Origin of the sequence: Streptococcus sp. 17.1 (genome assembly GCF_016648655.1) — a bacterium.
GTDB classification, from domain to species: domain Bacteria; phylum Bacillota; class Bacilli; order Lactobacillales; family Streptococcaceae; genus Streptococcus; species Streptococcus salivarius_E.
This window is the reverse complement of record NZ_JACLQM010000007.1, coordinates 78,944-102,650: the sequence shown is the minus strand read 5'-3', so window position 1 is coordinate 102,650 and position 23,707 is coordinate 78,944. Positions and strand designations below refer to the sequence as shown.

At 41.2% G+C, this 23,707-nt stretch carries 23 protein-coding genes; 19 read left to right on the top strand and 4 right to left on the bottom strand.

Annotated features, from left to right (window positions below; all coding sequences use genetic code 11):
* Positions 1–28 precede the first annotated feature (28 nt).
* The 7 genes from H7T99_RS06065 (at position 29) to H7T99_RS06035 (ending at position 6,595) form a co-directional block, all read left to right on the top strand.
* A complete protein-coding gene (locus tag H7T99_RS06065) occupies positions 29–1,252 on the top strand; it encodes a multidrug efflux MFS transporter (RefSeq protein ID WP_037604003.1) in 1,224 nt (407 codons plus the stop codon).
* Entirely contained in the window at positions 1,242–1,388 is a 147-nt protein-coding gene (gene rpmG, locus H7T99_RS06060) for a 50S ribosomal protein L33 (protein WP_002890443.1), read from the top strand. Before H7T99_RS06065 ends, rpmG begins: the two co-directional genes overlap by 11 nt.
* Before the next feature lie 45 nt (positions 1,389–1,433).
* Entirely contained in the window at positions 1,434–1,670 is a 237-nt protein-coding gene (gene secG, locus H7T99_RS06055) for a preprotein translocase subunit SecG (RefSeq protein WP_002886135.1), read from the top strand.
* A 62-nt stretch (positions 1,671–1,732) separates the two neighbouring features.
* Positions 1,733–4,186 carry a ribonuclease R gene (gene rnr / locus H7T99_RS06050; RefSeq protein WP_037604001.1) on the top strand — a complete coding sequence of 818 codons (2,454 nt, stop codon included), beginning with the start codon at positions 1,733–1,735 and terminating at the stop codon, positions 4,184–4,186.
* Between the two features lie 21 nt (positions 4,187–4,207).
* Positions 4,208–4,672 carry an SsrA-binding protein SmpB gene (gene smpB, locus H7T99_RS06045; RefSeq protein WP_002885905.1) on the top strand — a complete coding sequence of 155 codons (465 nt, stop codon included), beginning with the start codon at positions 4,208–4,210 and terminating at the stop codon, positions 4,670–4,672.
* Between the two features lie 146 nt (positions 4,673–4,818).
* Entirely contained in the window at positions 4,819–6,225 is a 1,407-nt protein-coding gene (locus H7T99_RS06040; RefSeq protein WP_037603999.1) for a Cof-type HAD-IIB family hydrolase, read from the top strand.
* Between the two features lies 1 nt (position 6,226).
* A complete protein-coding gene (locus H7T99_RS06035) occupies positions 6,227–6,595 on the top strand; it encodes a S1 RNA-binding domain-containing protein (protein WP_002886108.1) in 369 nt (122 codons plus the stop codon).
* A 98-nt stretch (positions 6,596–6,693) separates the two neighbouring features.
* On the opposite strand, the gene H7T99_RS06030 is transcribed toward H7T99_RS06035, so the two are convergent.
* Complete coding sequence (locus H7T99_RS06030) at positions 6,694–7,776, bottom strand: M24 family metallopeptidase (protein WP_037603998.1); 1,083 nt, start codon at positions 7,774–7,776, stop codon at positions 6,694–6,696.
* A 314-nt stretch (positions 7,777–8,090) separates the two neighbouring features.
* Between H7T99_RS06030 and ccpA the strand changes: the two genes are divergently transcribed.
* The 3 genes from ccpA to H7T99_RS06015 are packed head-to-tail and all read left to right on the top strand — an operon-like array spanning position 8,091 to position 11,347.
* Entirely contained in the window at positions 8,091–9,092 is a 1,002-nt protein-coding gene (ccpA, locus tag H7T99_RS06025) for a catabolite control protein A (protein WP_037603997.1), read from the top strand.
* A 59-nt stretch (positions 9,093–9,151) separates the two neighbouring features.
* Positions 9,152–10,219: an MmcQ/YjbR family DNA-binding protein gene (locus H7T99_RS06020; protein ID WP_037603995.1), complete on the top strand. Its 1,068-nt coding sequence runs from the start codon at positions 9,152–9,154 to the stop codon at positions 10,217–10,219.
* Positions 10,220–10,231: 12 nt separating this feature from the next.
* Complete coding sequence (locus tag H7T99_RS06015; RefSeq protein WP_037603994.1) at positions 10,232–11,347, top strand: glycerate kinase; 1,116 nt, start codon at positions 10,232–10,234, stop codon at positions 11,345–11,347.
* Between the two features lie 30 nt (positions 11,348–11,377).
* Here H7T99_RS06015 and H7T99_RS06010 read toward each other — a convergent pair whose 3' ends face one another.
* Entirely contained in the window at positions 11,378–11,833 is a 456-nt protein-coding gene (locus H7T99_RS06010; protein ID WP_037603993.1) for a YueI family protein, read from the bottom strand.
* A 205-nt stretch (positions 11,834–12,038) separates the two neighbouring features.
* On the opposite strand from H7T99_RS06010, the gene eno reads away from it, so the two are divergent.
* Entirely contained in the window at positions 12,039–13,343 is a 1,305-nt protein-coding gene (gene eno / locus H7T99_RS06005; RefSeq protein WP_002886048.1) for a surface-displayed alpha-enolase, read from the top strand.
* Positions 13,344–13,492: 149 nt separating this feature from the next.
* On the opposite strand, the gene H7T99_RS06000 is transcribed toward eno, so the two are convergent.
* Both H7T99_RS06000 and H7T99_RS05995 read right to left on the bottom strand, forming a co-directional pair.
* Positions 13,493–13,678, bottom strand: coding sequence for a hypothetical protein (locus tag H7T99_RS06000; protein WP_002890454.1), 186 nt, complete (start codon positions 13,676–13,678; stop codon positions 13,493–13,495).
* Positions 13,679–13,848: 170 nt separating this feature from the next.
* Entirely contained in the window at positions 13,849–16,029 is a 2,181-nt protein-coding gene (locus H7T99_RS05995; protein WP_037603991.1) for an LTA synthase family protein, read from the bottom strand.
* Positions 16,030–16,190: 161 nt separating this feature from the next.
* Here H7T99_RS05995 and H7T99_RS05990 point away from each other — a divergent pair, with 161 nt between their 5' ends.
* The 8 genes from H7T99_RS05990 to H7T99_RS05955 all read left to right on the top strand — a co-directional run bounded on the left by H7T99_RS05990 (position 16,191) and on the right by H7T99_RS05955 (position 23,646).
* Positions 16,191–17,354, top strand: coding sequence for a class I SAM-dependent rRNA methyltransferase (locus tag H7T99_RS05990; RefSeq protein WP_037603989.1), 1,164 nt, complete (start codon positions 16,191–16,193; stop codon positions 17,352–17,354).
* Positions 17,351–18,028 (top strand): type I 3-dehydroquinate dehydratase, encoded by a 678-nt coding sequence (gene aroD / locus H7T99_RS05985; protein WP_037603987.1) that lies wholly within the window; start codon positions 17,351–17,353, stop codon positions 18,026–18,028. The genes H7T99_RS05990 and aroD overlap by 4 nt, the downstream gene beginning before the upstream one ends.
* The gene (locus tag H7T99_RS05980) at positions 18,018–18,875 is read left to right on the top strand and encodes a shikimate dehydrogenase (protein WP_037603986.1); all 858 of its coding nucleotides are present in this window, start codon (positions 18,018–18,020) and stop codon (positions 18,873–18,875) included. Before aroD ends, H7T99_RS05980 begins: the two co-directional genes overlap by 11 nt.
* A gap of 12 nt (positions 18,876–18,887) precedes the next feature.
* The gene (gene aroB / locus H7T99_RS05975; RefSeq protein WP_037603983.1) at positions 18,888–19,955 is read left to right on the top strand and encodes a 3-dehydroquinate synthase; all 1,068 of its coding nucleotides are present in this window, start codon (positions 18,888–18,890) and stop codon (positions 19,953–19,955) included.
* Positions 19,956–21,122: a chorismate synthase gene (gene aroC / locus H7T99_RS05970; protein WP_037603981.1), complete on the top strand. Its 1,167-nt coding sequence runs from the start codon at positions 19,956–19,958 to the stop codon at positions 21,120–21,122.
* A gap of 29 nt (positions 21,123–21,151) precedes the next feature.
* Positions 21,152–22,258 (top strand): prephenate dehydrogenase, encoded by a 1,107-nt coding sequence (locus H7T99_RS05965; protein ID WP_037603978.1) that lies wholly within the window; start codon positions 21,152–21,154, stop codon positions 22,256–22,258.
* 9 nt (positions 22,259–22,267) lie between these two features.
* Positions 22,268–22,606: a YlbF/YmcA family competence regulator gene (locus tag H7T99_RS05960; protein ID WP_002890462.1), complete on the top strand. Its 339-nt coding sequence runs from the start codon at positions 22,268–22,270 to the stop codon at positions 22,604–22,606.
* Between the two features lie 89 nt (positions 22,607–22,695).
* Positions 22,696–23,646, top strand: coding sequence for an L-lactate dehydrogenase (locus H7T99_RS05955; protein WP_037603976.1), 951 nt, complete (start codon positions 22,696–22,698; stop codon positions 23,644–23,646).
* Positions 23,647–23,707 lie beyond the last annotated feature (61 nt).

Here is a 23,707-nt window from a genome sequence, read left to right as displayed (position 1 = left end):
TAGTGAATTTTAGAAAGAAGATGATTATTTGCGCCAAAAAGAGCTTAAGAGTACTGATTGGCAACGTAACCTTAAAATTGCATGGATAGGAACCTTTTTTACTGGAGCTAGTTTCTCCATTGTTATGCCTTTCATGGCCCTCTACATTGAGGAACTAGGTGTTAAAGGAGACATGGTTGAATGGTATACTGGTTTGTCTATTGCCATCTCTGCTTTAGCCTCAGCCCTGGTTTCTCCTATTTGGGGACGCTTGGCTGACCGTTATGGCCGAAAGCCCATGATGATTAGAGCCAGCATGGTGATGACTTTTACAATGGGAGGTCTTGCCTTAGTCCCAAATGTTTTCTGGCTGCTTTTCTTAAGAACGCTGAATGGTTTGTTTGCGGGGTATGTCCCAAATGCCACAGCTTTAATTGCTAGTCAGGTTCCTCAGAACCGTTCTGGCTATGCCCTGGGGACCTTATCTACGGGTCTAACGGCAGGTGTTCTGATTGGCCCTTTGTTAGGTGGTACCTTGTCTGAGGCGTTTGGTATGAGAGGGACCTTTTTATTGGTGGGCCTCATTCTATTTATCTGCTGCCTCTTAACTGTCTTTGGTTTGCGAGAGAATTTTCAACCTATCGAAAAGGGAGAGATGATGACTCTTTCTCAGGTTTTTGCGAAAATTCCCAGCAAATCTATGTTGATTGGTCTTTTTGTGACCAGTATGATTATCCAGATTTCTGCCCAATCGATAGCGCCTATGTTGGCCCTTTATATTCGTTATTTAGGTCAGAGGGACAATATCCTTTTTTACTCAGGTTTAATTGTTTCTGCTATGGGCTTCTCTAGTCTCTTGAGTACCCCTTTTCTGGGAAAATTGGGAGACCGTATTGGGAATCATCGCTTGCTTTTAATGGGGCTATTTTATAGCTTCCTCTTGTATTTCCTTTGTGGTTTTGCCGGTTCAGCCTTGCAATTGGGTATCTTACGTTTTGCCTATGGCTTCGGTGTGGGTGCCCTTATGCCTAGTGTCAATTCTTTATTGACCAAGATGACACCCAAGGAAGGAATCTCAAGAATATTTAGCTTTAATCAAAGCTTTTCATACATTGGACAAGTTTTAGGTCCTTTTGTTGGTTCAGCAGTTGCGACTGGACTAGGTTATCGCTGGGTCTTCTTTGTGACCGCAATAATTGTCTTTGGAAATTTTGTCTGGTCCTTAATCATCTTTAGAAAATCGCTAGGAGTCAAGAATATAGGTGAGAGTTAAAATCAATTTAAAGTGTAGTGAATGTGGGAGCATCAACTATCTCACAAGTAAAAATAAACAAAATCATCCTGAGAAAATTCAGGTACCCAAATTCTGCCCCAAGGATAGAAAAGTAACCTTACATGTTGAATCTTAAAGGGTTCTATGGTAGAATAAAAAGGACTTTTTCGGAGGAATAACTATGTACGACTTATTATTAACGCTGCTCTTGGTGATGTCAGCTATTATTGTGATTGCGGTATTCATGCAGCCACAAAAGAATCCAAGTAGCAATGTCTTTGATGGTGGTGGGTCAGAAGCACTATTTGAACGTAGTAAACCACGTGGTTTTGAAGCCTTTATGCAACGCTTTACAGGAATCATGGTTTTTCTATGGATTGTAGATGCAATCGTCCTTTCCATTCTCTCAAGTAAGTAATGAGCTGACTGAGGTTGGCTCATTTTTTGCGTTATAGTCAATAAATAAAAGAAAAGGAAATCATGAAAGAATCTATTATAAATTATTTGAAGGAGCATGGGAAATCCAGTGTAAACGACATTGCCCAGGCTCTTAATCATGCTGGGGGAGAAAAGTTTCCTCAGCTCATCAAGGCCATATCAGCCATGGAAAGTAAGGGGCAGTTGCGTTTTAATCGAGATGGCTCTGTTTCCTTGCGTCCTAAGAAAGAAAATCCAAATCAGGTGACTGTTGAAGGTGTTTTCCGTGCCAATAAGAACGGTTTTGGTTTCTTGCATGTCGATGACAGTGAAGATGATATGTTCATTGGTCGTAATGATGTTGGCCATGCCATTGACGGTGATACTGTTGCTGTTGTTATCAAGAAGCCAGCGGATCGTTTGCGTGGGACGGCAGCAGAAGCACGAGTTGTTGAAATTGTAGAACGTTCGCTTAAGACTGTTGTAGGAAAATTTATCCTTAGCGACGAGAAAGAACCTTATGCTGGTTACATTAAGTCTAAAAATCAAAAAATTCAGCAGCCAATTTATATTAAGAAAGAACCAGTTGCCCTAGACGGTACTGAAATTATCAAGGTTGATATTGAAAAATACCCTAACCGTCACTATGATTATTTTGTAGGAAGTGTTCGTGACATTATTGGTCATCAGGGGGATACTGGTATTGATGTCTTGGAAGTCTTGGAATCAATGGATATTGTTTCAGAGTTCCCAGAAGATGTCATGGCGGAAGCAGAAGCTGTGCCAGATGCACCTAGTCAGGAAGACCTCCTTGGTCGTGTTGACCTTCGTCAAGAGGTGACCTTTACTATTGATGGAGCTGATGCTAAGGACTTGGATGATGCGGTCCATATTAAACGTTTGCCAAATGGTAATTTTGAGCTTGGTGTTCATATTGCCGATGTGTCCTACTATGTCACTGAAGGTTCAGCTCTTAACCGTGAAGCCGTAGCACGTGGGACTTCGGTTTATGTGACAGACCGTGTGGTGCCAATGTTGCCTGAGCGTCTTTCAAATGGTATTTGTTCACTAAATCCCAATGTTGATCGCTTGACTCAGTCAGCCATTATGGAGATTACTCCAAAAGGTAAGGTGGTTAATCATAAGATTTGTCAATCTGTGATTAATACAACCTTCCGTATGACCTACAGTGATGTCAATGAGATGTTGGCTGGAAATCCAGAAAAGATTGAGCAGTTTAAGCCAATCATGGACTCTGTATCAGCTATGGCAGAACTGCATAAGATTTTAGAAGACATGCGTGAGCGTCGTGGTGCCCTTAACTTTGATACATCTGAAGCTCGTATCTTGGTAAATGAGAAGGGGATGCCAGTGGATATCGTGGTGCGTGAACGTGGAACAGCCGAGCGAATGATTGAATCCTTCATGTTGGCTGCCAATGAATGTGTGGCGGAGCATTTCGCTAAGGCTAAGTTGCCATTTATTTATCGAATCCACGAGGAACCAAAAGCTGAGAAATTGCAACGCTTCATGGATTATGCCTCTATCTTTGGTGTTCAAATCAAAGGAACTGCCAATAAGATGGATCAACTAGACTTGCAAGAGTTCATGGCGCGAGTTCAAGGCAAACCTGGAGCAGAGGTCATGAATATGATGTTGCTTCGTTCTATGCAACAAGCCCGCTATTCAGAACACAACCATGGGCACTATGGACTTGCGGCTCAGTACTATACCCACTTTACTAGTCCAATCCGTCGTTACCCAGACCTCTTGGTTCACCGAATGATTCGTGAGTACACTAACAATATGTCTCAAGAAACACGTGAACATTTTGAAGAGGTTATTCCTGAGTTAGCGACATCATCTTCAACCCTTGAACGCCGTGCCATTGATGCCGAACGTGTCGTTGAAGCGATGAAAAAAGCGGAATACATGGAAGAGTTTGTTGGTCAAGAATTCGACGGTATTGTTGGAAGTGTGGTTAAATTCGGTATGTTTGTGGAATTGCCAGACACCATCGAAGGTTTGGTTCACATCACGACCCTTCCAGAATTTTACAATTACAATGAACGCACCATGACACTTCAGGGTGAGAAAACTGGTAAGATTTTCCGAGTTGGTCAGCCTATCCGTGTCAAATTGACACGTGCGGATAAGGAAACCGGAGACATTGACTTCCAATACCTTCCAAGTGAGTATGATGTCACTGAAAAAGTGGATCACAAGGCTCGTCAGGAACGTGAAGAGAAGGCGAAAGCCTTCCGCAATAGAGGTCCACGTCGTGACCGTCAAAATGGAGACTTCGAACGTCGTGGTAAACGTGGGGATAACCGTAACCGTCAAGATGGTAATGGTAGTAAAGGCTCTTATGACGAAAAACGTAAGTCATCTAAGAAACCAGACAAACGTAAAAATCAAAACCGTCCTCATAATGATAACAAGGGACGTGAGAGTGGTCGTCGTAAGAAAAAAGGGAACAAACCTTTTTACAAGGACGTTGCTAAAAAACGAAAATAGGATGAGAATGGAGGGACTGCTATGCCAAAGGGTGAAGGCAATGTTGTTGCTCAGAATAAAAAGGCTAGACATGACTATAGTATCGTTGATACTATTGAAGCGGGTATCGTACTGACAGGGACAGAAATTAAGTCTGTTCGTGCGGCCCGCATCCAACTTAAAGATGGCTATGCCCAAATCAAAAATGGTGAGGCCTGGTTAATCAATGTCCATATTGCTCCTTTTGAGCAAGGAAATATTTGGAATCAAGATCCAGACCGTACGAGAAAGTTGTTGCTCAAGAAGAAACAGATCACCAAACTTCAAAATGATCTTAAGGGGACAGGAATGACCCTAGTTCCCCTTAAGGTCTACCTAAAAAACGGTTTTGCTAAGGTATTGCTCGGTATTGCCAAAGGGAAACACGATTACGATAAACGTGAGTCTATCAAGCGTCGTGAACAAGAGCGTGATATTAAACGTATTATCAAGAGTGTTAACCGTTAAACCGCCTATCATCTAAGACTACTATAGTCCTAGATGATTTTTTGTTTTTGGCTTTAAGACATGATATAATGAGAGTACCATGCGGTCTTTAGTTAGGATACTAGCTATACCTGACTCTAGCTGTGATACTGTAAAGGAGATTAGCGATGCCAGTAGATGCTAAAACAAAATACAAGGCCAAGAAGACTAAGATTGTTTTCTTTGACATTGACGACACCCTTCGTGTTAAAAAGACAGGCTACATTCCTGAATCTATTAAGGCTGTTTTCAAAGGGCTTAAAGAAAAAGGAATTTTGACGGGGATTGCCACAGGACGTGGCTACTATGGTGTCGTTGAGGATATTCGAGACCTAGAGCCCGATTATTTTGTAACCATCAATGGAACTTATGTGATTAATCGAAAAGGGGAAGAAATTTATAACCAACCCCTCGCTCGTGAGGTTACAGAAGCTTTTGTTGCTTGGTGCAAAGAGATTGAAATTGCTTGGGGCTTTGCTGGTAAGGATAAGCCAGTTGTCTCAGAGCGTTCAGATTTGATTGATAATGCTATGAAACCAGTCTATGGTCTTTGTGATGTGGAGCCAGACTTTCACTTGTCGAATGATGTTTACCATATGTGGACTTTTGCGGAAAATGATGGTGACCTTGAATTACCAGAAGAACTCGCATCCCATGTCCGTATGGTACCCTGGCACGAACACTCCTCTGACGTCGTAGCAAATGGTATCTCAAAGGCCTCTGGTGTCGAGCATGTCTTGGAGCATGAAAATCTTAAACCAGTCAATGCCATGATGTTTGGTGATGGTCCAAACGATATGGAAATCTTTGACTATGTTGGACTTAAGATTGCGATGGGTAATGCCACACCAGAATTGAAAGAAAAAGCAGATTACGTTACAGGAACAATAGAAGAAGATGGCATTTTCAATGCCTTGGAGGAACTCGGATTGGTAGAAAAAGAACTTCATTTCCCACAACTTGACTTGGATACAGTAGAAGGTCCAGTCGCAACAATTAAAACAAATCATGGTAATTTGGTCATCAAACTCTTCCCTGATCAGGCACCATTAACAGTTACTAACTTTGTCAATTTGGCCAAGAGTGGCTACTATGATGGTGTAATTTTCCACAGAATTATCAAGGACTTTATGATTCAAGGTGGTGACCCAACTGGTACTGGTATGGGTGGTGAGTCAAGCTTTGGTGGTAGCTTCCAGGACGAATTTTCTGAAGAGCTCTATAACCTCCGTGGTGCGCTTTCTATGGCTAATGCTGGACCAGATACAAATGGTAGCCAATTCTTCATCGTTCAAACGTCTGAAATTCCTTATGCTAAAAAGGAACTCGAACGTGGTGGATGGCCAGCACCAATCGCAGAAGCTTATGCTGAAAATGGGGGAACACCTCACCTAGACCGTCGTCACACAGTTTTTGGTCAATTAGTAGATGAAGACTCTTACAAGGTGCTTGATGAAATTGCCAATGTTGAGGTTGGGGCTCAAGATAAGCCACTTGAGGATGTTGTAATTGAAACAGTTGAGGTAGCAGACTAAGATGAAAATTGGAGACAAGCTTAGGGGTGTTATCACAGGCATCAAGCCTTACGGTGCCTTTGTTTCATTGGAAAATGGTACCACAGGCTTGATTCACATCTCAGAGATTAAGACAGGTTATATCGACAACATCTACAATACCCTCAAGGTAGACCAGGAGGTCTTGGTTCAAGTTGTTGATTTTGATGAATTTACACAAAAGGCCAGTCTTTCTTTGAGAACCCTTGAGGAAGAAAAAAATAAAATCCCTCATCGTCATCGTTTTTCAGATAGTCGTTTGAACTATGGCTTTAAGCCTTTGGCAGAAGCAATGCCAGGATGGATTGAAGAAGGCCTTGATTATCTTAGACAAGAGCATGAGGAGAAATAGCAAAAGCTGACTCACGATGAGTCAGCTTTTTATATGGCTTTTGAATTTGAGTGCAAACGAAAAGGTCCTCAACTTAATTGAAGACCCTTCTGGATTAATTAAACATCAAAATAGAGCAATTCTTTTGGTGTGTGTGTGAAGACTTCAAAGCCGTCTTTTGTAACATAACCACAGTCCTCGATACGAACACCAACTTTTTCAGGAATGTAGATACCTGGTTCAACAGAGAAGCACATACCTTCTTCGATAACCAAGTCATTTCCTTCCATGATTGAAGGAAATTCGTGGACATCCATACCAAGACCATGTCCTAGACGGTGGTTGAAGTATTCGCCGTAACCAGCCTTTTTAATAACATTACGTGCTGCAGCATCGACTTCGCTGGCAGTTACACCTGGTTTAATCATATCTAGGGCAGCCTGTTGAGCTTCTAAAGTCAAGTGGTAGATTTCTTTTTTGAAATCATCGGGTTTTCCAACAGCGACTGTTCGCGTCATATCTGAAGCATAGCCATTCACCATACAGCCCAAGTCGAAGAGAAGAAGAGCATCTTTTTCAATTTTGTTGCTTCCAGGAATGCCGTGTGGGTTGGCTGCATTGTTACCAGTCAAGACCATAGTTTCAAAGCTCATTTCATAGCCCAAGCGTTTGATGCCAAATTCGATTTGAGCAATGATGTCTGTTTCAGTAACATCGAGAGAAATATTGTCGAAACCGATATTAACAGCTTTATCAGCATAATCACCGGCAACAAGCATTTTTTGAATTTCATCAGCTGACTTGATAACGCGCATTTTTTGAATGAATGGTGTCAGGTTTTCAAAGCGACCTTCAAAGACCGATTGCAATCCTTGGAACTTGGTCACATTAAGATTGTCAAACTCTGCATAAATAATAGGGCTGTCTGTGCTTGCTAGGCCAGCTTTGATTTTTTGCCATGGATTTTCAGAGTCTACATAACCAAAGACTGGGAAGTCGAGTACAGCAGAGGCACGTGCAACCTCAAGAGCAGGTACAAATAGGGCAGGCTCACGATTTTCATAGACGAAGAGGAACATTTGGCGTTCATGTGGGTCACAATCAAAACCAGTAAGATAATTGACAGTTACAGGATCTGAAACAATAGCTAGCCCTGCTTTATTTTCATTCAAAAAATGACGAATGCGATCAAGTTTAGACATAGAAAAAAACTCCTTTGTATTTGTTACACTCATTCTGTCACTTTTATAAGGAAAATGCAAGCTGTTTTTTTGGCTTTTCATTAAATCATTTACTTTCATTGAGACTTTTTTAGGCTAGTTTTGTAAGCGATGGATAGTCTTGGAAACACGAAATGAGAGGCCTTTTTCTGAAATGGCTTTCTTCCTCATAACCACAAAGAAGGAATCCCTTTCATTTTTTTGTAAAAAATCAGTCAAAATAATTGAAAGTGTTTTCAGAATCTGATACAATTAGCATGAAAGAGTGAGCGTAAAATGAGAAAGGAAGTGTTTTTATGAATACTGATGAAACAATCACTATTTATGACGTTGCGCGTGAGGCAGGCGTTTCGATGGCGACTGTGTCTCGTGTGGTAAATGGAAATAAAAATGTAAAAGAAAACACCCGAAAAAAAGTGCTTGAGGTCATTGATCGTTTGGATTATCGTCCAAATGCGGTTGCGCGTGGCTTGGCGAGTAAGAAAACCACTACTGTAGGAGTTGTCATCCCAAATATTGCAAATAGCTATTTTGCTACTTTAGCAAGGGGGATTGATGATATTGCAACGATGTACAAGTACAATATTGTCCTTGCTTCTAGTGATGAAAATGACGATCACGAAGTTACCGTGATTAACTCTCTATTTGCCAAACAAGTAGATGGTATCATCTTCATGGGTTACCACTTGACGGAAAAAATTCGTGCAGAATTTTCTCGTACCCGTACTCCGATTGTCCTAGCAGGAACAGTGGACCTCGAGCACCAATTACCGAGCGTTAATATCGACTATAAAGTTGCCGTTGAGGATTCTGTAACGCAACTTGCCAAGAATAATGAAAAGGTTGCCTTTGTATCAGGACCACTAATTGATGATATTAATGGCAAGCTTCGTCTAGCTGGTTATAAGGCTGGACTTGAAAAGAATAATTTGCGTTACAATGAAGGTCTTGTCTTTGAAGCCAAATATAGCTATAAAGATGGCTTTGATTTAGCACAACGTGTTTTGAACTCTGGTGCCACTGCTGCCTATGTTGGAGAAGATGAATTGGCTGCAGGTCTCTTGAATGGCCTCTTTGCTGCAGGTAAATCAGTTCCAGAAGACTTCGAAATCATCACAAGCAATGACTCACCAATTACAAGCTACACACGTCCAAACCTTTCTAGTATTAATCATCCTCTCTATGATTTAGGGGCAGTTAGCATGCGTATGTTGACTAAAATCATGAATAAGGAAGAACTTGAAGATAAAGATGTTATTCTTAATCACGGTCTTACCTTACGTCAGTCAACAAAATAAAAAAGGAGTTGGGACTTAAGTTTGTCTCAACTTCTCTTTTTTAGAAAAAGGGAGAACCAATGACTTTTGAGGATGCTTATTTTAAACAGAAGATCCTAAAACAGGATAGCCTAGAGCCTTTTGGTTTTACAACTACTAAGCAAGGTTATGAGTTCAGAAAAACACTGATAGCTGATGAACTTGAAGCTCGATTGCTTATTGATTTAGAAGGTAAGTTGACGGGACAGGTTGTTGATATCGATCTTGATGAGCCTTATGATATCTTCAGGAGTCCTCAGGCCACTGGAACTTACGTTGGTCAAGTCAGAGAAGCTTATGGAGAACTTCTCTCACAGCTAGCTGATTCTTGTTATGAAAATCAATTGTTCTCATCTCCACAAGCTAATCGCCTAGCTCAGTTTTTAGTTCAAGAATTTTCAGACCAAGCAGACCATCCTTTCGAAAAGGAACCAAGCTATTTGTCCTTTAGGGTTGATGGTAAATGGTATGCCTTGTTTTTTCCTCTTAAGGGAGAAAAACTAGGGCTTGATGGAGAAAAGGCGGATTTAATTTATGATGTGGTTAACCTGAAGGTTAATCCAAAGCAAATGGATAAGCTCTTGGAAATGGATGGGGTTTTTCCTAGCTACCATATGTCCAAGAAGACCTGGATTAGTCTTGTTTTAGACGAGACATTGTCGGACCAAACCATTATTGAACTTCTTAGTGACAGTCGCTTCCTAGTGGCCCCAAAACATCTTAGAAAGGCTTTTGAGCCTCATTATTGGATTATCCCGGTAAATTTGAAATACTACGATATTGGAGAGGAGTTCTCCGCAAATGAGGAGCTTCTTTGGACACAGAAAGCTAGTATGCAAAAGGGAGATTTGGTGGCTATCTATATTACGGCACCTACCAAGGCCATCCGTTACCTCTGTCAGGTTTTAGAAGCGAATATCCCTAATCAAGGTTATCGTGAAGAGGCGAGTATTAAGGAGTTGATGCGGATTAAACCCTTATACACCTTTAATGACACCGAATTTGACAGTGAAAGACTAAAGAGTTTAGGTATCAAAACTGTTCGAGGTCCAAGACATATGACAGATGAGTTAGTTCAGTCCTTATCCCCTTACCTAAAAGAAAAATAGAAGGAGGACATCATGCGAATTTTGATTGCACCTGATTCGTTTAAGGAAAGTTTGTCTGCAAAGGAGGTCGCCTTAGCTCTTAAATTGGGCTTTGAAAAGGCCTTACCCGACACTGAGTTTGATCTCATGCCAATAGGTGATGGTGGCGAGGGCACCTTAGATGCTCTTGCTGAAAATCTAAATCTTGAGAAGAAAAGTATCGAGATTCCTCATGCCTATACAAGTGACGGAAGTGTTTCTTTTGCCAGCAATGGCCAGACTGCCATTTTTGAAATGGCTGCGATTTGTGGCTTGGAACAGATTCCTAAGGATAAACGAAATCCTCTAGCTCTAACGACACAAGGCGTGGGCGAACTAATTGTTCATTTGGTTCAATCTGGCATCCGAGATTTTATCATAGGCGTAGGTGGGTCTGCTACCAATGATGGTGGTATTGGTATGGCATATGGATTGGGTTATCGTTTTTATGACTCTCAGGGACAGGAGCTTGAGCCAATAGGTGCTAATCTTGGTCTTATTAAAAAGGTATCCTCTAAAAATAAGATTGATTTGTCTGGTGTTACTATTCATCTGATTACTGACGTAGATAATCCCTTGTGTGGTCAAGATGGAGCGACCTATATTTTTGGTGGACAAAAAGGCCTAGCTCCTTCACAATTTAAAAAGGTTGACCAAGACATGACACAATTCTACGAAAACTTTGCTCCTGAGGTTTTAAAACTGGCTGGTTCAGGAGCCGGAGGAGGCATGGCAGCGGGTTTAGTAGCCTTTGCAGGCGCAGAAATTAAATCAGGGATTGACTTTGTACTTGATTGCGTTGATTTTGATCAACGTGTGAGGGAAGTTGATTTGGTCATAGTTGGTGAAGGACGTATGGATAGCCAGTCCTTGTCTGGTAAAGCACCGGTCGGGGTGGCTAGGCGGACACCATCAGCTATTCCCGTCATTGCTGTCTGTGGTAGTTTGAAGGATGACCTGCCTGATTTTCCAGTAGCAGGTATCTCAGCTGCTTTCCCTATCATTGGACAAGTATTAGAGTTAGACCAAGTTTTAGCTACGGCTAAGGAGAATCTCTATCGCACAGGACTCAATATTGGGAATCTCATCAAGCTCAGTAAAACATTGTGATATAAGAAAAAGCTGACTTTGCATCAGCTTTTATTTTCCGAATAGTTTAGCAAAAAATCCCTTTTTTTCAAGGCAAGGTTCAGTTTCACTAGGAGCAAGGATATCAGGATAGAGTTCTGAAAATAACACTTTATCAAGATTCTCTGCTTGATTACTATGTACGATAAGACCGTATGGCGAATGGGCCTTGGCCTCGTCAACGATAGTTGCAGAAATATTTAGTGCTTGAGCGGTCTTGATATAGGTAAATTGTGTCTGGTCAGCTAATTTTGGCGAAAGTTTGAGACTAAGATTAGGGTAAACGGCTAATAAGTCTTTTAATATTTGCGGAAAATTGTCAATTACAGTTTTCTTTTCGGTATTTTCCAATAGAACAGCTAGGACTACACGTTCCGCATAGGTTCCAAAATACTGACGAAGTTCATCGGGATTTAGGCGTTTTTCGCCACTAGCGCATTGGAGCACTTTGTTTTCAAGTGAAGTCATAGGAATCTCCTCTTAGTTTTCTACTTGTATTATACAATATTTTGAATTCCTTTTCATTTGAGTTGCTTTCTGAGATTTTCAAAAACAATTGAAAATATTAAAAAATAGAAAATCGCTAGAAAATTCTGGTTTTAATTTGCTTAAGCCTTGATATTATGGTAATATATAGGTGTAAAAAATTTTAACTCATAAGGAGAGTATTGTAATGTCAATTATTACTGATGTTTACGCACGCGAAGTCCTTGACTCACGCGGTAACCCAACACTTGAAGTAGAAGTTTACACTGAATCTGGTGCATTCGGTCGCGGTATGGTTCCTTCAGGAGCTTCAACTGGTGAACACGAAGCAGTAGAACTTCGTGATGGTGACAAAGCTCGTTACGGTGGTCTTGGTACTCAAAAAGCAGTTGATAATGTAAACAACGTTATTGCTGAACACATCATCGGATTCGACGTACGTGATCAACAAGGTATTGACCGCGCAATGATCGCTCTTGACGGTACTCCAAACAAAGGTAAACTTGGTGCCAACGCTATTCTTGGTGTGTCTATCGCTGTAGCACGCGCAGCTGCTGACTACCTTGAAGTTCCACTTTACAGCTACCTTGGCGGATTCAACACTAAAGTTCTTCCAACTCCAATGATGAACATCATCAACGGTGGTTCTCACTCAGACGCTCCAATCGCTTTCCAAGAATTCATGATTGTACCTGCTGGTGCACCAACATTCAAAGAAGCTCTTCGTTGGGGTGCTGAAATCTTCCACGCACTTAAGAAAATCCTTAAAGAACGTGGACTTGAAACAGCCGTAGGTGACGAAGGTGGTTTTGCACCTCGTTTCGACGGAACTGAAGATGGTGTTGAAACTATCATCAAAGCTATCGAAGCTGCTGGATATGTACCAGGTAAAGATGTATTTATCGGATTTGACTGTGCATCATCTGAATTCTACGATGCAGAACGTAAAGTTTACGACTACACTAAATTTGAAGGTGAAGGCGCTGCTGTTCGTACTGCTGCAGAACAAATCGACTACCTTGAAGAATTGGTTAACAAATACCCAATCATCACTATCGAAGATGGTATGGACGAAAACGACTGGGACGGTTGGAAAGCTCTTACTGAACGTCTTGGTGGTAAAGTTCAATTGGTTGGTGACGACTTCTTCGTAACTAACACAGCTTACCTTGAAAAAGGTATTGCAGAACACGCTGCTAACTCAATCCTTATCAAAGTTAACCAAATCGGTACTTTGACTGAAACTTTCGACGCTATCGAAATGGCGAAAGAAGCTGGATACACAGCAGTAGTATCACACCGTTCAGGTGAAACTGAAGATTCAACAATCGCTGATATCGCAGTTGCAACTAACGCTGGTCAAATCAAGACAGGTTCATTGTCACGTACTGACCGTATCGCTAAATACAACCAATTGCTTCGTATCGAAGACCAACTTGGTGAAGTTGCAGAATACCGTGGTTTGAAATCATTCTACAACTTGAAAAAATAATTCTATAGTCATATAGAATAAAAAGAGATTCCTTAGGAATCTCTTTTTTGTGTTTCTAAAGAATCTTAGATTGTGTTATGCATTGTCTCTAAATAGAAACTCTAAACATAAAAAGTCCCCTCAATCAATAGGATTGAGGGGACTTCGTCTTAGAATAGACCTTTAATCTTGTCTAGAGCTCCACTAACCATTTCGTTACCTGAAACAAGTGACTTAGCTTGGTCAAAGTATTCGCCCAAATCATCTTTATTGTCATCGACAAACTTTTTAGCAGCTTCGAAATCTTTCTTTTCGATCATTTCTTTTACTTGGTTAAATAGGTCCATTGGATTCATATCTGTTCTCCTTTATAAGTTTTCTTACAAACTCTATTTAATCACGCTTATAGTAAACTAGCAAGAAATATGTTTGAGGCGAGTGCTATGAGGATTATGATTTTCTAGTTAAGTACGATTGATAATTGTTTAATCTAAAAAGGCAGTCCAAATAGGACTGCTTTTAAGGCTTATTGTTGTTCCGTTGAAGAGCTACTAGACTCTGATTCACTTGAACTTGAGCTTGATTCAGATTCTGCAGGATGTAGTTCCTTGTAAGATGGGGTCTTGAATAGATCAGCTGTCGATTTATTGCCTTTTTGTTTGTAGAGGCTGGTTGATTTATCTTTCAGCTTTTTATTGATTTCTTTTAGTTGATCAATCTGTTTAGTGTAGGAAATCTTGCTAGAATCAACATGCTTCAAACCGTTTGGCGTATAGAAACGAAGAAGGTCACCTGTTTGAACAGCGTCACTCATCGAAAGCTGAGTTGCTACTGCCTTACGAATGGCTTCGTTATCTTTTTTAGTTGTCTCATCAGGGTTGGTAATTTCTTCCCCTGTTTGAGTGTTATAAAGTCGACCAGAGTAGCTGGTGTATTGAGGAGTAACATATTGACCTGAGGTTCTAAATGCGACGGTTTGCTTATTATCAGGAGATAGGAGGTCTTGTCCCATCTGGATATAAGAGCTAGTGTCAACGCCAAGAACGTGAAGGAGAGTTGGAAGGGCATCAACCTCACCACCAAAGGTGTTAGAGATACCACCACCAGTATAGCCTGGAATATGAATCATGTAAGGAACACGTTGAAGCATGGCTTTATCATAGTTTGACCAAGTTTCAGGGTTCTTACCGAGAAGTTCAGCAAGATTGCTGCTTCGTGTATCAGAGATACCATAGTGGTCACCGTACATGACAATAATCGAGTTGTCGTAAAGACCGGTTTCCTTAAGGTAATCAAAGAAGTCTTTGATTGCTGAGTCAAGATAGTTAGCTGTTGCAAAATATCCGTTGACTGTTTCGTCTTTTGTTTCAGCGAGTGGGAAACCTTGTTCCTTTTCATCGCCTGAGAGTGAAGTGTATGGGTAGTGGTTAGATACTGTAAGGTATTTAACGTAGAAAGGTTGTTGCATTTGTTCCAGATATTTGATGGAATCTGGGAACATGTACTTGTCATTTAGACCATACTGGAAGGAGTTTTCATCAGTTTTTTCAGTGAAGGCTGATGAGTCAAAGAAGTAATTATACCCCCATTGTTTATAGGTATTATTACGATTCCAGAAGGATCCAGTGTTTCCATGGAAAACAGCTGATGTATAATCGCCTGTTTGAGCTAGGATAGATGGTGCAGCATAGGCTGTATTGGTACCGCCATAGTTTACCATGTATGAGCCTGTGCTTAGTCCAAAGAGAGACGTTTCCATCAAGGTTTCAGCATCAGAAGTTTTACCTGATTTAACTTGGTGGAAGAAGTTTGAAAAGGCTAGAGTTTCATTTGAGTGATAAATGGAATTGATGAATGGTGTAACCTCATAGTCTTGACCGTCTACTTTGAGCTTGTAATCGATGAGGAACTGTTGGAAGCTTTCCAAGTGAATAACGATGACGTTTCTTCCTTTAGCAATTCCGTAATACTTAGGGTCAGGTGCCGCATAGTGCTCCTTAACGTAAGCCTCAACCTTTTTCATATCCTCAGCTGTTGCAGATGACCGAGCCTGTGAAGCTTGATAAGTTAAGTTACCAGAATAGGCTGTGAAGAAGGGAAGCCCCATAGCACGGACAATATAGTTATTTGAGAAACCACGTGTCAACAACTCGCCACGGTTAACTTCCGCTAAGAAGAGGTTAACTGAGAGTAGGAGTGTTGATAGTGCAGTAACTGCGAAACTAGCTCGTTTATTAAATGGCTTGCTGTCCATTTTAAGCTTCTTCCTGAAACCAGCATAGATGAAGAAAGGTACATCAATCAGGTAGAAGAGATAGCTTGGCTCAAGAAGGTTCTTGGCGGAGTCTCCTAGTCCTGCTGCCGAACTAGAACTTGCTAGGATGGTATTTACAGTGATGAAGTCTGTAAACTCTCCAAAGTAAATCACATTAGCGATAAGTAAGAGGTTAAGGATGACATAGATAGCAATGGTAATACTATAAAAGAAACGTCGTTTCTTGAAGTATAGTCCTAAACCTAGAAGCATTAATCCTAGTGGAATAGGGTTAATCAGCGAAAGCATAACCTGATATCTGCTTTCCAACTCAAGATTAATGTTGACGTAATAAGCGAATATGGTTTTTAGCCAGTAAAAGAAGAGTAACAAGAGGATAAATCCAAGTCTTGATGAAACTCCTTTCCAAAAGGCTTCAGTAATTTTTTTCAAAGTAATACTTCCTTTGATTCTATATTATCTTAATCATTATACCAAATAAGATAATGACTCTCAAAAATTTACTGCCATTGAGTGTGATATTCCTTGACATATAATTGATAAAATCTAGTCACGAAACAGAAATAATAGCATTTTTTTGGTATAATAGTAACATGAGTATATTGACGGTAAGTCCCTTTGCGGAGAAAAAAATCAAACAAGGAAAACAGCTTCTTTTAGCCGAAGATTTTCCAAATATAACTGAAAATAATCAGTTGGTTTATCTATATAGCCAATCCAAAGACTTTTTAGGAACGGGCTATTTGTCAAGTCAAAATAAGGGGATAGGATGGTTTCTGTCCCCTAAAAAACAACAATTGACAGTGACTTATTTTCAAGGACTTTTTGAAAGGGCTAAGGCCAAACGTCAATCCTATTATGATAATGAGTTGACGACAGCTTTTCGTCTTTTCAACCAAGATGGTGACGATTTTGGTGGTCTCACAATTGATTTATATGGGGATTATGCCCTCTTTTCATGGTACAATGCCTTTGTTTATTCCTTGAAAAATGATATTGTAGATGCTTTCCAAATGGTCTTTCCTGAGGTCTTGGGAGGCTATGAGAAAATCCGCTTCAAGGGTCTTGATTTCGAATCAGACCATCTTTTTGGGCAAGAGGCGGCTGATACCTTCACCATTTTAGAAAATGGGGTAACTTATGAAGTTTTCCTCAATGATGGGCTAATGACGGGGATTTTCCTTGATCAGCATGAAGTGCGTGATGGCTTAGTTAATGGCTTAGCTTTGGGAAAATCAGTTTTGAATATGTTCTCCTATACGGCAGCTTTTTCAGTGGCTGCAGCTATGGGGGGAGCGGTTGAAACGACATCGGTTGATTTGGCTAAGCGTTCACGTGAATTATCGACGGCTCATTTTGAAGCTAATGGCTTCAGTATGGAAAATCATCGCTTGGTCGTGATGGATGTCTTCGATTATTTCAAATATGCAAAGAAAAAAGGCTTATCTTATGACCTTATCGTCATCGATCCGCCAAGCTTTGCTCGAAATAAGAAACGCACTTTCTCAGCAAATAAGGATTACCACAAGTTAATTGCACAAAGTCTTGATATTTTATCAGAGCATGGGACAATCATCGCAAGTACCAATGCTGCTAATATGACAGTGCAACAGTTTAAGAAACAACTACGTAAGGGCTTGGGAGATGTTTCAGCGGACTTCGTTAACCTGCAACAATTACCAGCGGATTTTACCGTCAATCCTAATGATCCAACATCAAATTATTTGAAAGTATACACAATAAAGGTAAATAAATGAAAATTGTAGTTCCGATTATGCCAACTAGTTTAGAGGAGGCACAAGCGCTTGAACTGTCTCGTTTTGAGGGGGCAGACATTATTGAATGGCGTGCAGATTTTTTAGATAAGGATAGTATCTTAACGGTTGCTCCGGCTATTTTCGAGAAATTCGCAGGCTTTGAGATTATCTTTACCATCCGTACAACGCGTGAGGGTGGTAGGCTTGAGTTAACGGATGCGGAATATGTCGCACTGATTAAGGATGTAGCTGCGATTTACTCGCCAGATTATATTGATTTTGAGTATTTCACACGTAAGGCTGTCTTTGATCAAATGCTTGAATTTTCAAACTTGGTTTTGTCTTATCATAACTTTGAGGAGACACCTGAAAACCTCATGGAACTTTTGTCTGAGATGGCAAACTTGACACCACGAGTGGTTAAGGTGGCAGTTATGCCTAAGAATGAGCAGGATGTTCTCGACCTTATGAACTTCACACGTGGCTTTAAGGCCTTTAATCCTGAGCAGGAGTTTGTGACCATGTCAATGGGTAAACTAGGTCGTTTGTCACGTTTTGCGGGCGACTTGATAGGGTCATCATGGACCTTTGCCAGTCTTGATAATGCCAGTGCTCCAGGACAAATTAGTTTAGCAGACATGCGCAGAATCAGGGAGGTTTTGGATGCAGATTGATGGACACACACGCCTAGCAGCTGTTGTCGCCAATCCAATCAAGCATTCGATTTCGCCATTCATTCATAATTCGGCCTTTGAGAAGACACAAGTTAATGGTGTTTATGTGGCCTGGGAGATTCTGGAATCAGACCTAGCCGAGACAGTTGAAAATATTAGACGTTACGACATGTTCGGTATCAATTTGTCCATGCCATATAAGGAAGCAGTCATTCCTTTTTTGGATGAGATTAGTCCTGCAGCTCAACTGATTGGTGCTGTCAATACAGTTGTTAATCGTGATGGGCGTTTGATTGGTCATAATACAGACGGTTTTGGCTTTTTTGCTAGTCTAAAGAACTTTAGCCCTAAAGATGCCCATCTGATGATTTTGGGTGCTGGTGGTGCGGCTAAAGCTATTGTGACGCAGGCAGTTCTTGATGGTGCCAAAAAAGTAAGTGTCTATGTTCGCCCTCAGTCATTGGATAAGGCAAAAGAGAGCTTTAAGTCACTACTTGAACAGACAACTTGTCACTTGGAGTTTCATGCTTTAAATGATCTTAAGTATTTTAAAGAGGAACTAGGCCAAGCTCATTTATTGGTGAATGCGACGAGTGTAGGTATGGATGGCGCATCCTTGCCTATTCCTACAGATACAAAATTTCCTAAGGGACTCTTGGTTGCTGATATCATTTATCAGCCTTTTGAAACACCTTTCTTGGCCTTGGCTAGAAAACAGGGAATAGGGGCTGTGAACGGCCTTGGCATGTTGCTTCATCAAGCAGCAGGTGCCTTTAAATTGTGGACAGGCAAGGACATGCCAACAGACGCCATTTGGCAGGAATTAGAAAATATTTACAATAGCTAGGAGGGAACGACGATGAAACTAGAGGTAAATTTAACACATAACCCTTATGACATTATTATTGAAAAAGGAGCCCTTAAGACTGTCGGTAAATGGGTGAAGTCACTTTGGGAACCACAAAAGATTGCCCTTATTACGGACAATCATGTGGGAGCTCTATATGCAGAAAAAGTTAAGCTTAGCCTGGAGCACGAAGGTTTTGAGGTTGTCGTTTTTGATTTCCTAGAAGGTGAAGCGAGTAAAAATCTTAAGACTGTTAACAAGGCTTATGAGTTTTTGATTAAGAATGGCATGACTCGTAGTGATGGCATTGTTGCTCTTGGTGGTGGCGTTGTTGGAGACTTAGCAGGCTTTGTCGCTTCAACCTATATGCGTGGGATTCATTTCGTTCAGGTTCCAACCAGTCTAACTGCCCAAGTGGATTCATCTATTGGTGGTAAGACAGGTGTGAACACACCATTTGCTAAAAATATCGTGGGAACTTTTGCTCAGCCTGATGGGGTTTTGATTGATCCTAATGTTCTTGAGACACTTGGTAAACGTGAATTGATTGAAGGTATGGGTGAGGTTGTCAAATACGGTTTGATTGATGACCCTGAGCTTTGGCACTTGCTTGAAAGCATTGATGGTTCGGTTCACAGTATCCTAGAAAACTCAGAAACCATTATTTACCGTTCATGTAACGTTAAGCGTAAAATTGTGGTTGAAGATGAGTTTGAAGGTGGTGTCCGTATGTACCTCAACTTTGGTCATACGATTGGGCATGCCGTTGAACAAACAGCTGGTTACGGAAAAGTCATGCATGGTGAAGCGGTAGCTATCGGAATGGTTCAGATTTCTCGTGTTGCTGAGGAAAAAGGTCTAATGCCTCAGGGAATCACACGTCAAATTGCTGAGATGTGTGTTAAATTTGGTTTGCCAGTGGACTATGAGCCATGGCGTGTTGAAGAGCTCTATACAGCCCTCACACATGACAAGAAAGCCCGTGGTAATAACATTAAGACAGTTATCGTTCCCGAGATTGGTAAGGCAGCTATCAATCAGATTCCTTTAGTCGAAATGAAAGAGTACTTGGAGAAATAAATGAGATATTTAACAGCAGGTGAGTCTCACGGCCCACGTTTAACAGCAATTATCGAAGGTGTTCCAGCTGGTCTTCCCTTGACGGCTGAAGATATCAATACTGATTTGAAACGCCGCCAAGGTGGCTATGGTCGTGGTGGCCGTATGAAAATTGAGTCTGATAAGGTTGAAATCACTTCTGGTGTTCGTCATGGGAAAACAACAGGAGCTCCAATCACCCTTCACGTTATCAATAAGGACCATCAAAAATGGTTGGACATCATGGCTGTGGAAGATATTGAGGACCGTTTGAAAACCAAACGTAAAATCACTCACCCACGTCCAGGACATGCTGACTTGGTTGGCGGAATGAAATACCGTTTCGATGATTTGCGTAATTCCTTGGAGCGTTCTAGTGCGCGTGAAACAACCATGCGTGTGGCAGTAGGTGCTGTTGCTAAACGTATCTTGGCTGAGCTTGATATTGAAATTGCTAACCATGTTGTTGTCTTTGGTGGTAAGGAAATTGATGTGCCTGAGAATTTGACAGTAGCTCAAATCAAGGAATTGGCTCAACAATCAGAGATTTCAGTTGTTAACCAAGAACGTGAACAAGAAATTAAAGATTACATTGACCAAATCAAAAAAGAGGGAGACACAATCGGTGGTGTCGTTGAAACTGTTGTTGGCGGCGTCCCTGTTGGCCTTGGTTCTTATGTCCAATGGGATACCAAACTTGATGCTAAGATTGCTCAAGCAGTTGTATCCATCAATGCCTTCAAGGGTGTAGAATTTGGACTTGGTTTCAAGGATGGCTACCTCAAGGGCTCTCAAGTAATGGACGAGATTCTCTGGAATGAAGAGGATGGCTATACGCGTCGCACTAACAACCTTGGTGGTTTTGAAGGTGGTATGACCAACGGGCAACCGATTGTGGTCCGTGGGGTTATGAAACCTATTCCAACCCTATACAAGCCATTGATGTCAGTAGATATCGAAACACATGAACCATACAAGGCAACAGTCGAGCGTTCAGATCCAACGGCCTTGCCTGCAGCGGGTGTCGTTATGGAATCCGTAGTCGCTACAGTCGTAGCCAATGAAATCTTGGACAAATTCTCTTCTGACAACATGGAAGAATTGAAAGAAGCGGTAGCACGTCACCGTGCCTATGTGAAAAACTTTTAAGCAGCATCAGACAATAGATGGGAGTAGTAATGAGTAAGAAAACTATTTATATCGCAGGATTGGGCTTGATTGGTGGCTCCTTGGCCTTAGGGATTAAAAGGGACCACCCTGATTATGAGATTCTTGGATATAATCGCTCTGACTATTCCCGAAATATTGCGCTTGAGCGTGGTATCGTTGACCGTGCAACAAGTGATTTCAAAGAGTTTGCCCCACTTGCTGATGTGATTATCCTTGCAGTGCCGATTAAGCAAACTGTGGCCTACTTGAAGGAGTTGGCTGACTTGGAACTCAAAGATGATGTCATCATCACAGACGCAGGGTCTACTAAGTTGGATATCGTTGAGGCAGCTGAACGTTACCTAACAGGTAAAAATGTTCAGTTTGTAGGTTCTCACCCTATGGCTGGTTCTCATAAATCAGGGGCTATTGCAGCCGACGTGACACTTTTTGAAAATGCCTATTATATTTTCACACCGACAAGTCTAACAAGAGAGACAACTATTCCTGAGCTTAAGGATATCTTGTCGGGGCTTAAGTCACGATTTGTGGAGATTGATGCGGCTGAACATGACCGTGTAACCAGTCAAATCAGTCATTTCCCACATCTTTTGGCTTCTGGACTTATGGAGCAGGCAGCTGATTATGCTCAGGCTCACGAGATGACCAATCACTTTGCGGCTGGGGGCTTCCGAGATATGACCCGTATTGCAGAAAGTGAACCTGGTATGTGGGCTTCCATTCTCATGACCAATGGGCCAGCTGTTTTGGATCGTATTGAAGATTTCAAAAAACGTTTGGACCATGTGGCTGACTTGATTAAGTCTGAAGATGAGAATGCCATTTGGGAGTTCTTTGACAATGGTCGTAAGAAACGTAAAGAGATGGAAATTCACAAAAAAGGTGGCGTGGAAAGTGCCTTCGATATTTTCGTGGATGTGCCTGACCGAGAAGACGTTATCCTTAGCATTATGGAATTGCTACGAGGAACGTCTTTGGTTAACCTTCGTATTAATGAGGAAAATCGTGAGGATATTCACGGTATCCTACAAATTACTTTTAAAAATGAAAAAGATCGCACACATGCTAAGACTGTTATTGAAGCCAATACCGACTATCATGTGGTGATCGCCTAGGAGAATAAAATGACAAATATTTATGATTTAGCAAATGAGTTGGAACGTGGCATTCGTGCCCTTCCTGAGTACAAAACTTTGGTAGAGAAAAAAGAAGCAATTGCAGCTGATGCTGAAGCTAGCGCTCTTTTCAAAGAGTTTACTGATTTCCAAGAGGATTTCTATGCTAAAATGCAAGCTGGAACAATGCCAACAGCAGAAGAACAAGCAGCTGTTCAAGAATTGGGTCAAAAAGTAGAAGCTAATGCCCTTTTGAAAGAATACTTGGCTGCACAACAAGGTTTGTCTGTTTATTTGAATGATATTGAACGTATCATCTTCAAACCTTTGCAAGAATTGAATAGTTAATCAGAGAGGGTGTGTCAATTGACAGGCCCTTTTCTGCATTCAAAAGAGATTGTTTAAGGAAGAAACTAGAGACATTAAGGAGGAAAATGATGAGTCGTAAGATTGGAATTATTGGTATGGGAAACGTTGGAGCTGCAGTAGCTCATGGAGCAATTGCTAAAGGCTTGGCTGATAGTTATGTCTTTATAGATATCAATGAGAAGAAGGCCGAGGCAGATGCCCAGGATTTTAAGGATGCCATGGCAAATCTACCTAGCTATGCAAAAATTGTTGTCAATGATTATACGGCACTTGAAGATGCTGATGTGATTATTTCATCTCTTGGAAACATTCAGTTACAGCACAATGCTGGTGAGGACCGCTTTGCTGAATTTCCATTTACTCGAGAAGCTGTTTATCAGGTTTCTCAGGAACTTAAAAAATTGGATTTTAAAGGCATACTCTTGGTTATCTCGAATCCTGTAGATGCTGTATCAGCCCTCTATCAGGAATTCACAGGCTGGCCAAGAGAACGTGTGATTGGGACAGGGACTCTACTCGATACGGCGAGAATGAAGGCAGCGGTAGGAGACGATTTGTCAGTCAATCCCAAATCAGTATCTGGCTACAATCTTGGCGAACATGGGAATTCCCAATTTACTGCCTGGAGTCAAGTCAAGGTTAAAGGGCAAGACATTACAGAATTGACCAGCGAAGAAGAACGTCAAAATCTCTTTATGGCTTCCATGAAGGGTGGTCATAAGGTTTTTTATGGTAAGGGCTATACGTCTTACGGTATTGCCAGTGCTGCTCTTCGTTTGGTGACAATTATCCTTTCTGACGCTCAAGAAGAGGTGGCAGTATCTAGCTATCAAGAAGCTTATCAAACCTATCTTGGCTATCCAGTCATCCTAGGGCGTCATGGGGTGGCTGCTCCAGTTCGCTTGTCTTTGTCGGCTGAGGAAAATCGTCTTTTGGAGGAGTCTGCTAACTTGATTCGGAACCGTGTTCAAGAAGCAGTTGCCTTTCTGAAAGAAAAGTATGGCAATACTAGAGAGTGAATATTTTGACAATTCAGTCTATGGTTGGGCTTTCGATTATGGTATAATGAGAGTAACTATA

Excerpts from the sequence above, each read along its gene's own strand:
- secG (WP_002886135.1), top strand. The coding sequence starts at position 1,434 with ATGTACGACTTATTATTAACGCTGCTCTTGGTGATGTCAGCTATTATT.
- rnr (WP_037604001.1), top strand. The coding sequence starts at position 1,733 with ATGAAAGAATCTATTATAAATTATTTGAAGGAGCATGGGAAATCCAGT.
- smpB (WP_002885905.1), top strand. The coding sequence starts at position 4,208 with ATGCCAAAGGGTGAAGGCAATGTTGTTGCTCAGAATAAAAAGGCTAGA.
- H7T99_RS06040 (WP_037603999.1), top strand. The coding sequence starts at position 4,819 with ATGCCAGTAGATGCTAAAACAAAATACAAGGCCAAGAAGACTAAGATT.
- H7T99_RS06035 (WP_002886108.1), top strand. The coding sequence starts at position 6,227 with ATGAAAATTGGAGACAAGCTTAGGGGTGTTATCACAGGCATCAAGCCT.
- H7T99_RS06030 (WP_037603998.1), bottom strand. The coding sequence starts at position 7,776 with ATGTCTAAACTTGATCGCATTCGTCATTTTTTGAATGAAAATAAAGCA.
- ccpA (WP_037603997.1), top strand. The coding sequence starts at position 8,091 with ATGAATACTGATGAAACAATCACTATTTATGACGTTGCGCGTGAGGCA.
- H7T99_RS06020 (WP_037603995.1), top strand. The coding sequence starts at position 9,152 with ATGACTTTTGAGGATGCTTATTTTAAACAGAAGATCCTAAAACAGGAT.
- H7T99_RS06015 (WP_037603994.1), top strand. The coding sequence starts at position 10,232 with ATGCGAATTTTGATTGCACCTGATTCGTTTAAGGAAAGTTTGTCTGCA.
- H7T99_RS06010 (WP_037603993.1), bottom strand. The coding sequence starts at position 11,833 with ATGACTTCACTTGAAAACAAAGTGCTCCAATGCGCTAGTGGCGAAAAA.
- eno (WP_002886048.1), top strand. The coding sequence starts at position 12,039 with ATGTCAATTATTACTGATGTTTACGCACGCGAAGTCCTTGACTCACGC.
- H7T99_RS06000 (WP_002890454.1), bottom strand. The coding sequence starts at position 13,678 with ATGAATCCAATGGACCTATTTAACCAAGTAAAAGAAATGATCGAAAAG.
- H7T99_RS05990 (WP_037603989.1), top strand. The coding sequence starts at position 16,191 with ATGAGTATATTGACGGTAAGTCCCTTTGCGGAGAAAAAAATCAAACAA.
- aroD (WP_037603987.1), top strand. The coding sequence starts at position 17,351 with ATGAAAATTGTAGTTCCGATTATGCCAACTAGTTTAGAGGAGGCACAA.
- H7T99_RS05980 (WP_037603986.1), top strand. The coding sequence starts at position 18,018 with ATGCAGATTGATGGACACACACGCCTAGCAGCTGTTGTCGCCAATCCA.
- aroB (WP_037603983.1), top strand. The coding sequence starts at position 18,888 with ATGAAACTAGAGGTAAATTTAACACATAACCCTTATGACATTATTATT.
- aroC (WP_037603981.1), top strand. The coding sequence starts at position 19,956 with ATGAGATATTTAACAGCAGGTGAGTCTCACGGCCCACGTTTAACAGCA.
- H7T99_RS05965 (WP_037603978.1), top strand. The coding sequence starts at position 21,152 with ATGAGTAAGAAAACTATTTATATCGCAGGATTGGGCTTGATTGGTGGC.
- H7T99_RS05960 (WP_002890462.1), top strand. The coding sequence starts at position 22,268 with ATGACAAATATTTATGATTTAGCAAATGAGTTGGAACGTGGCATTCGT.
- H7T99_RS05955 (WP_037603976.1), top strand. The coding sequence starts at position 22,696 with ATGAGTCGTAAGATTGGAATTATTGGTATGGGAAACGTTGGAGCTGCA.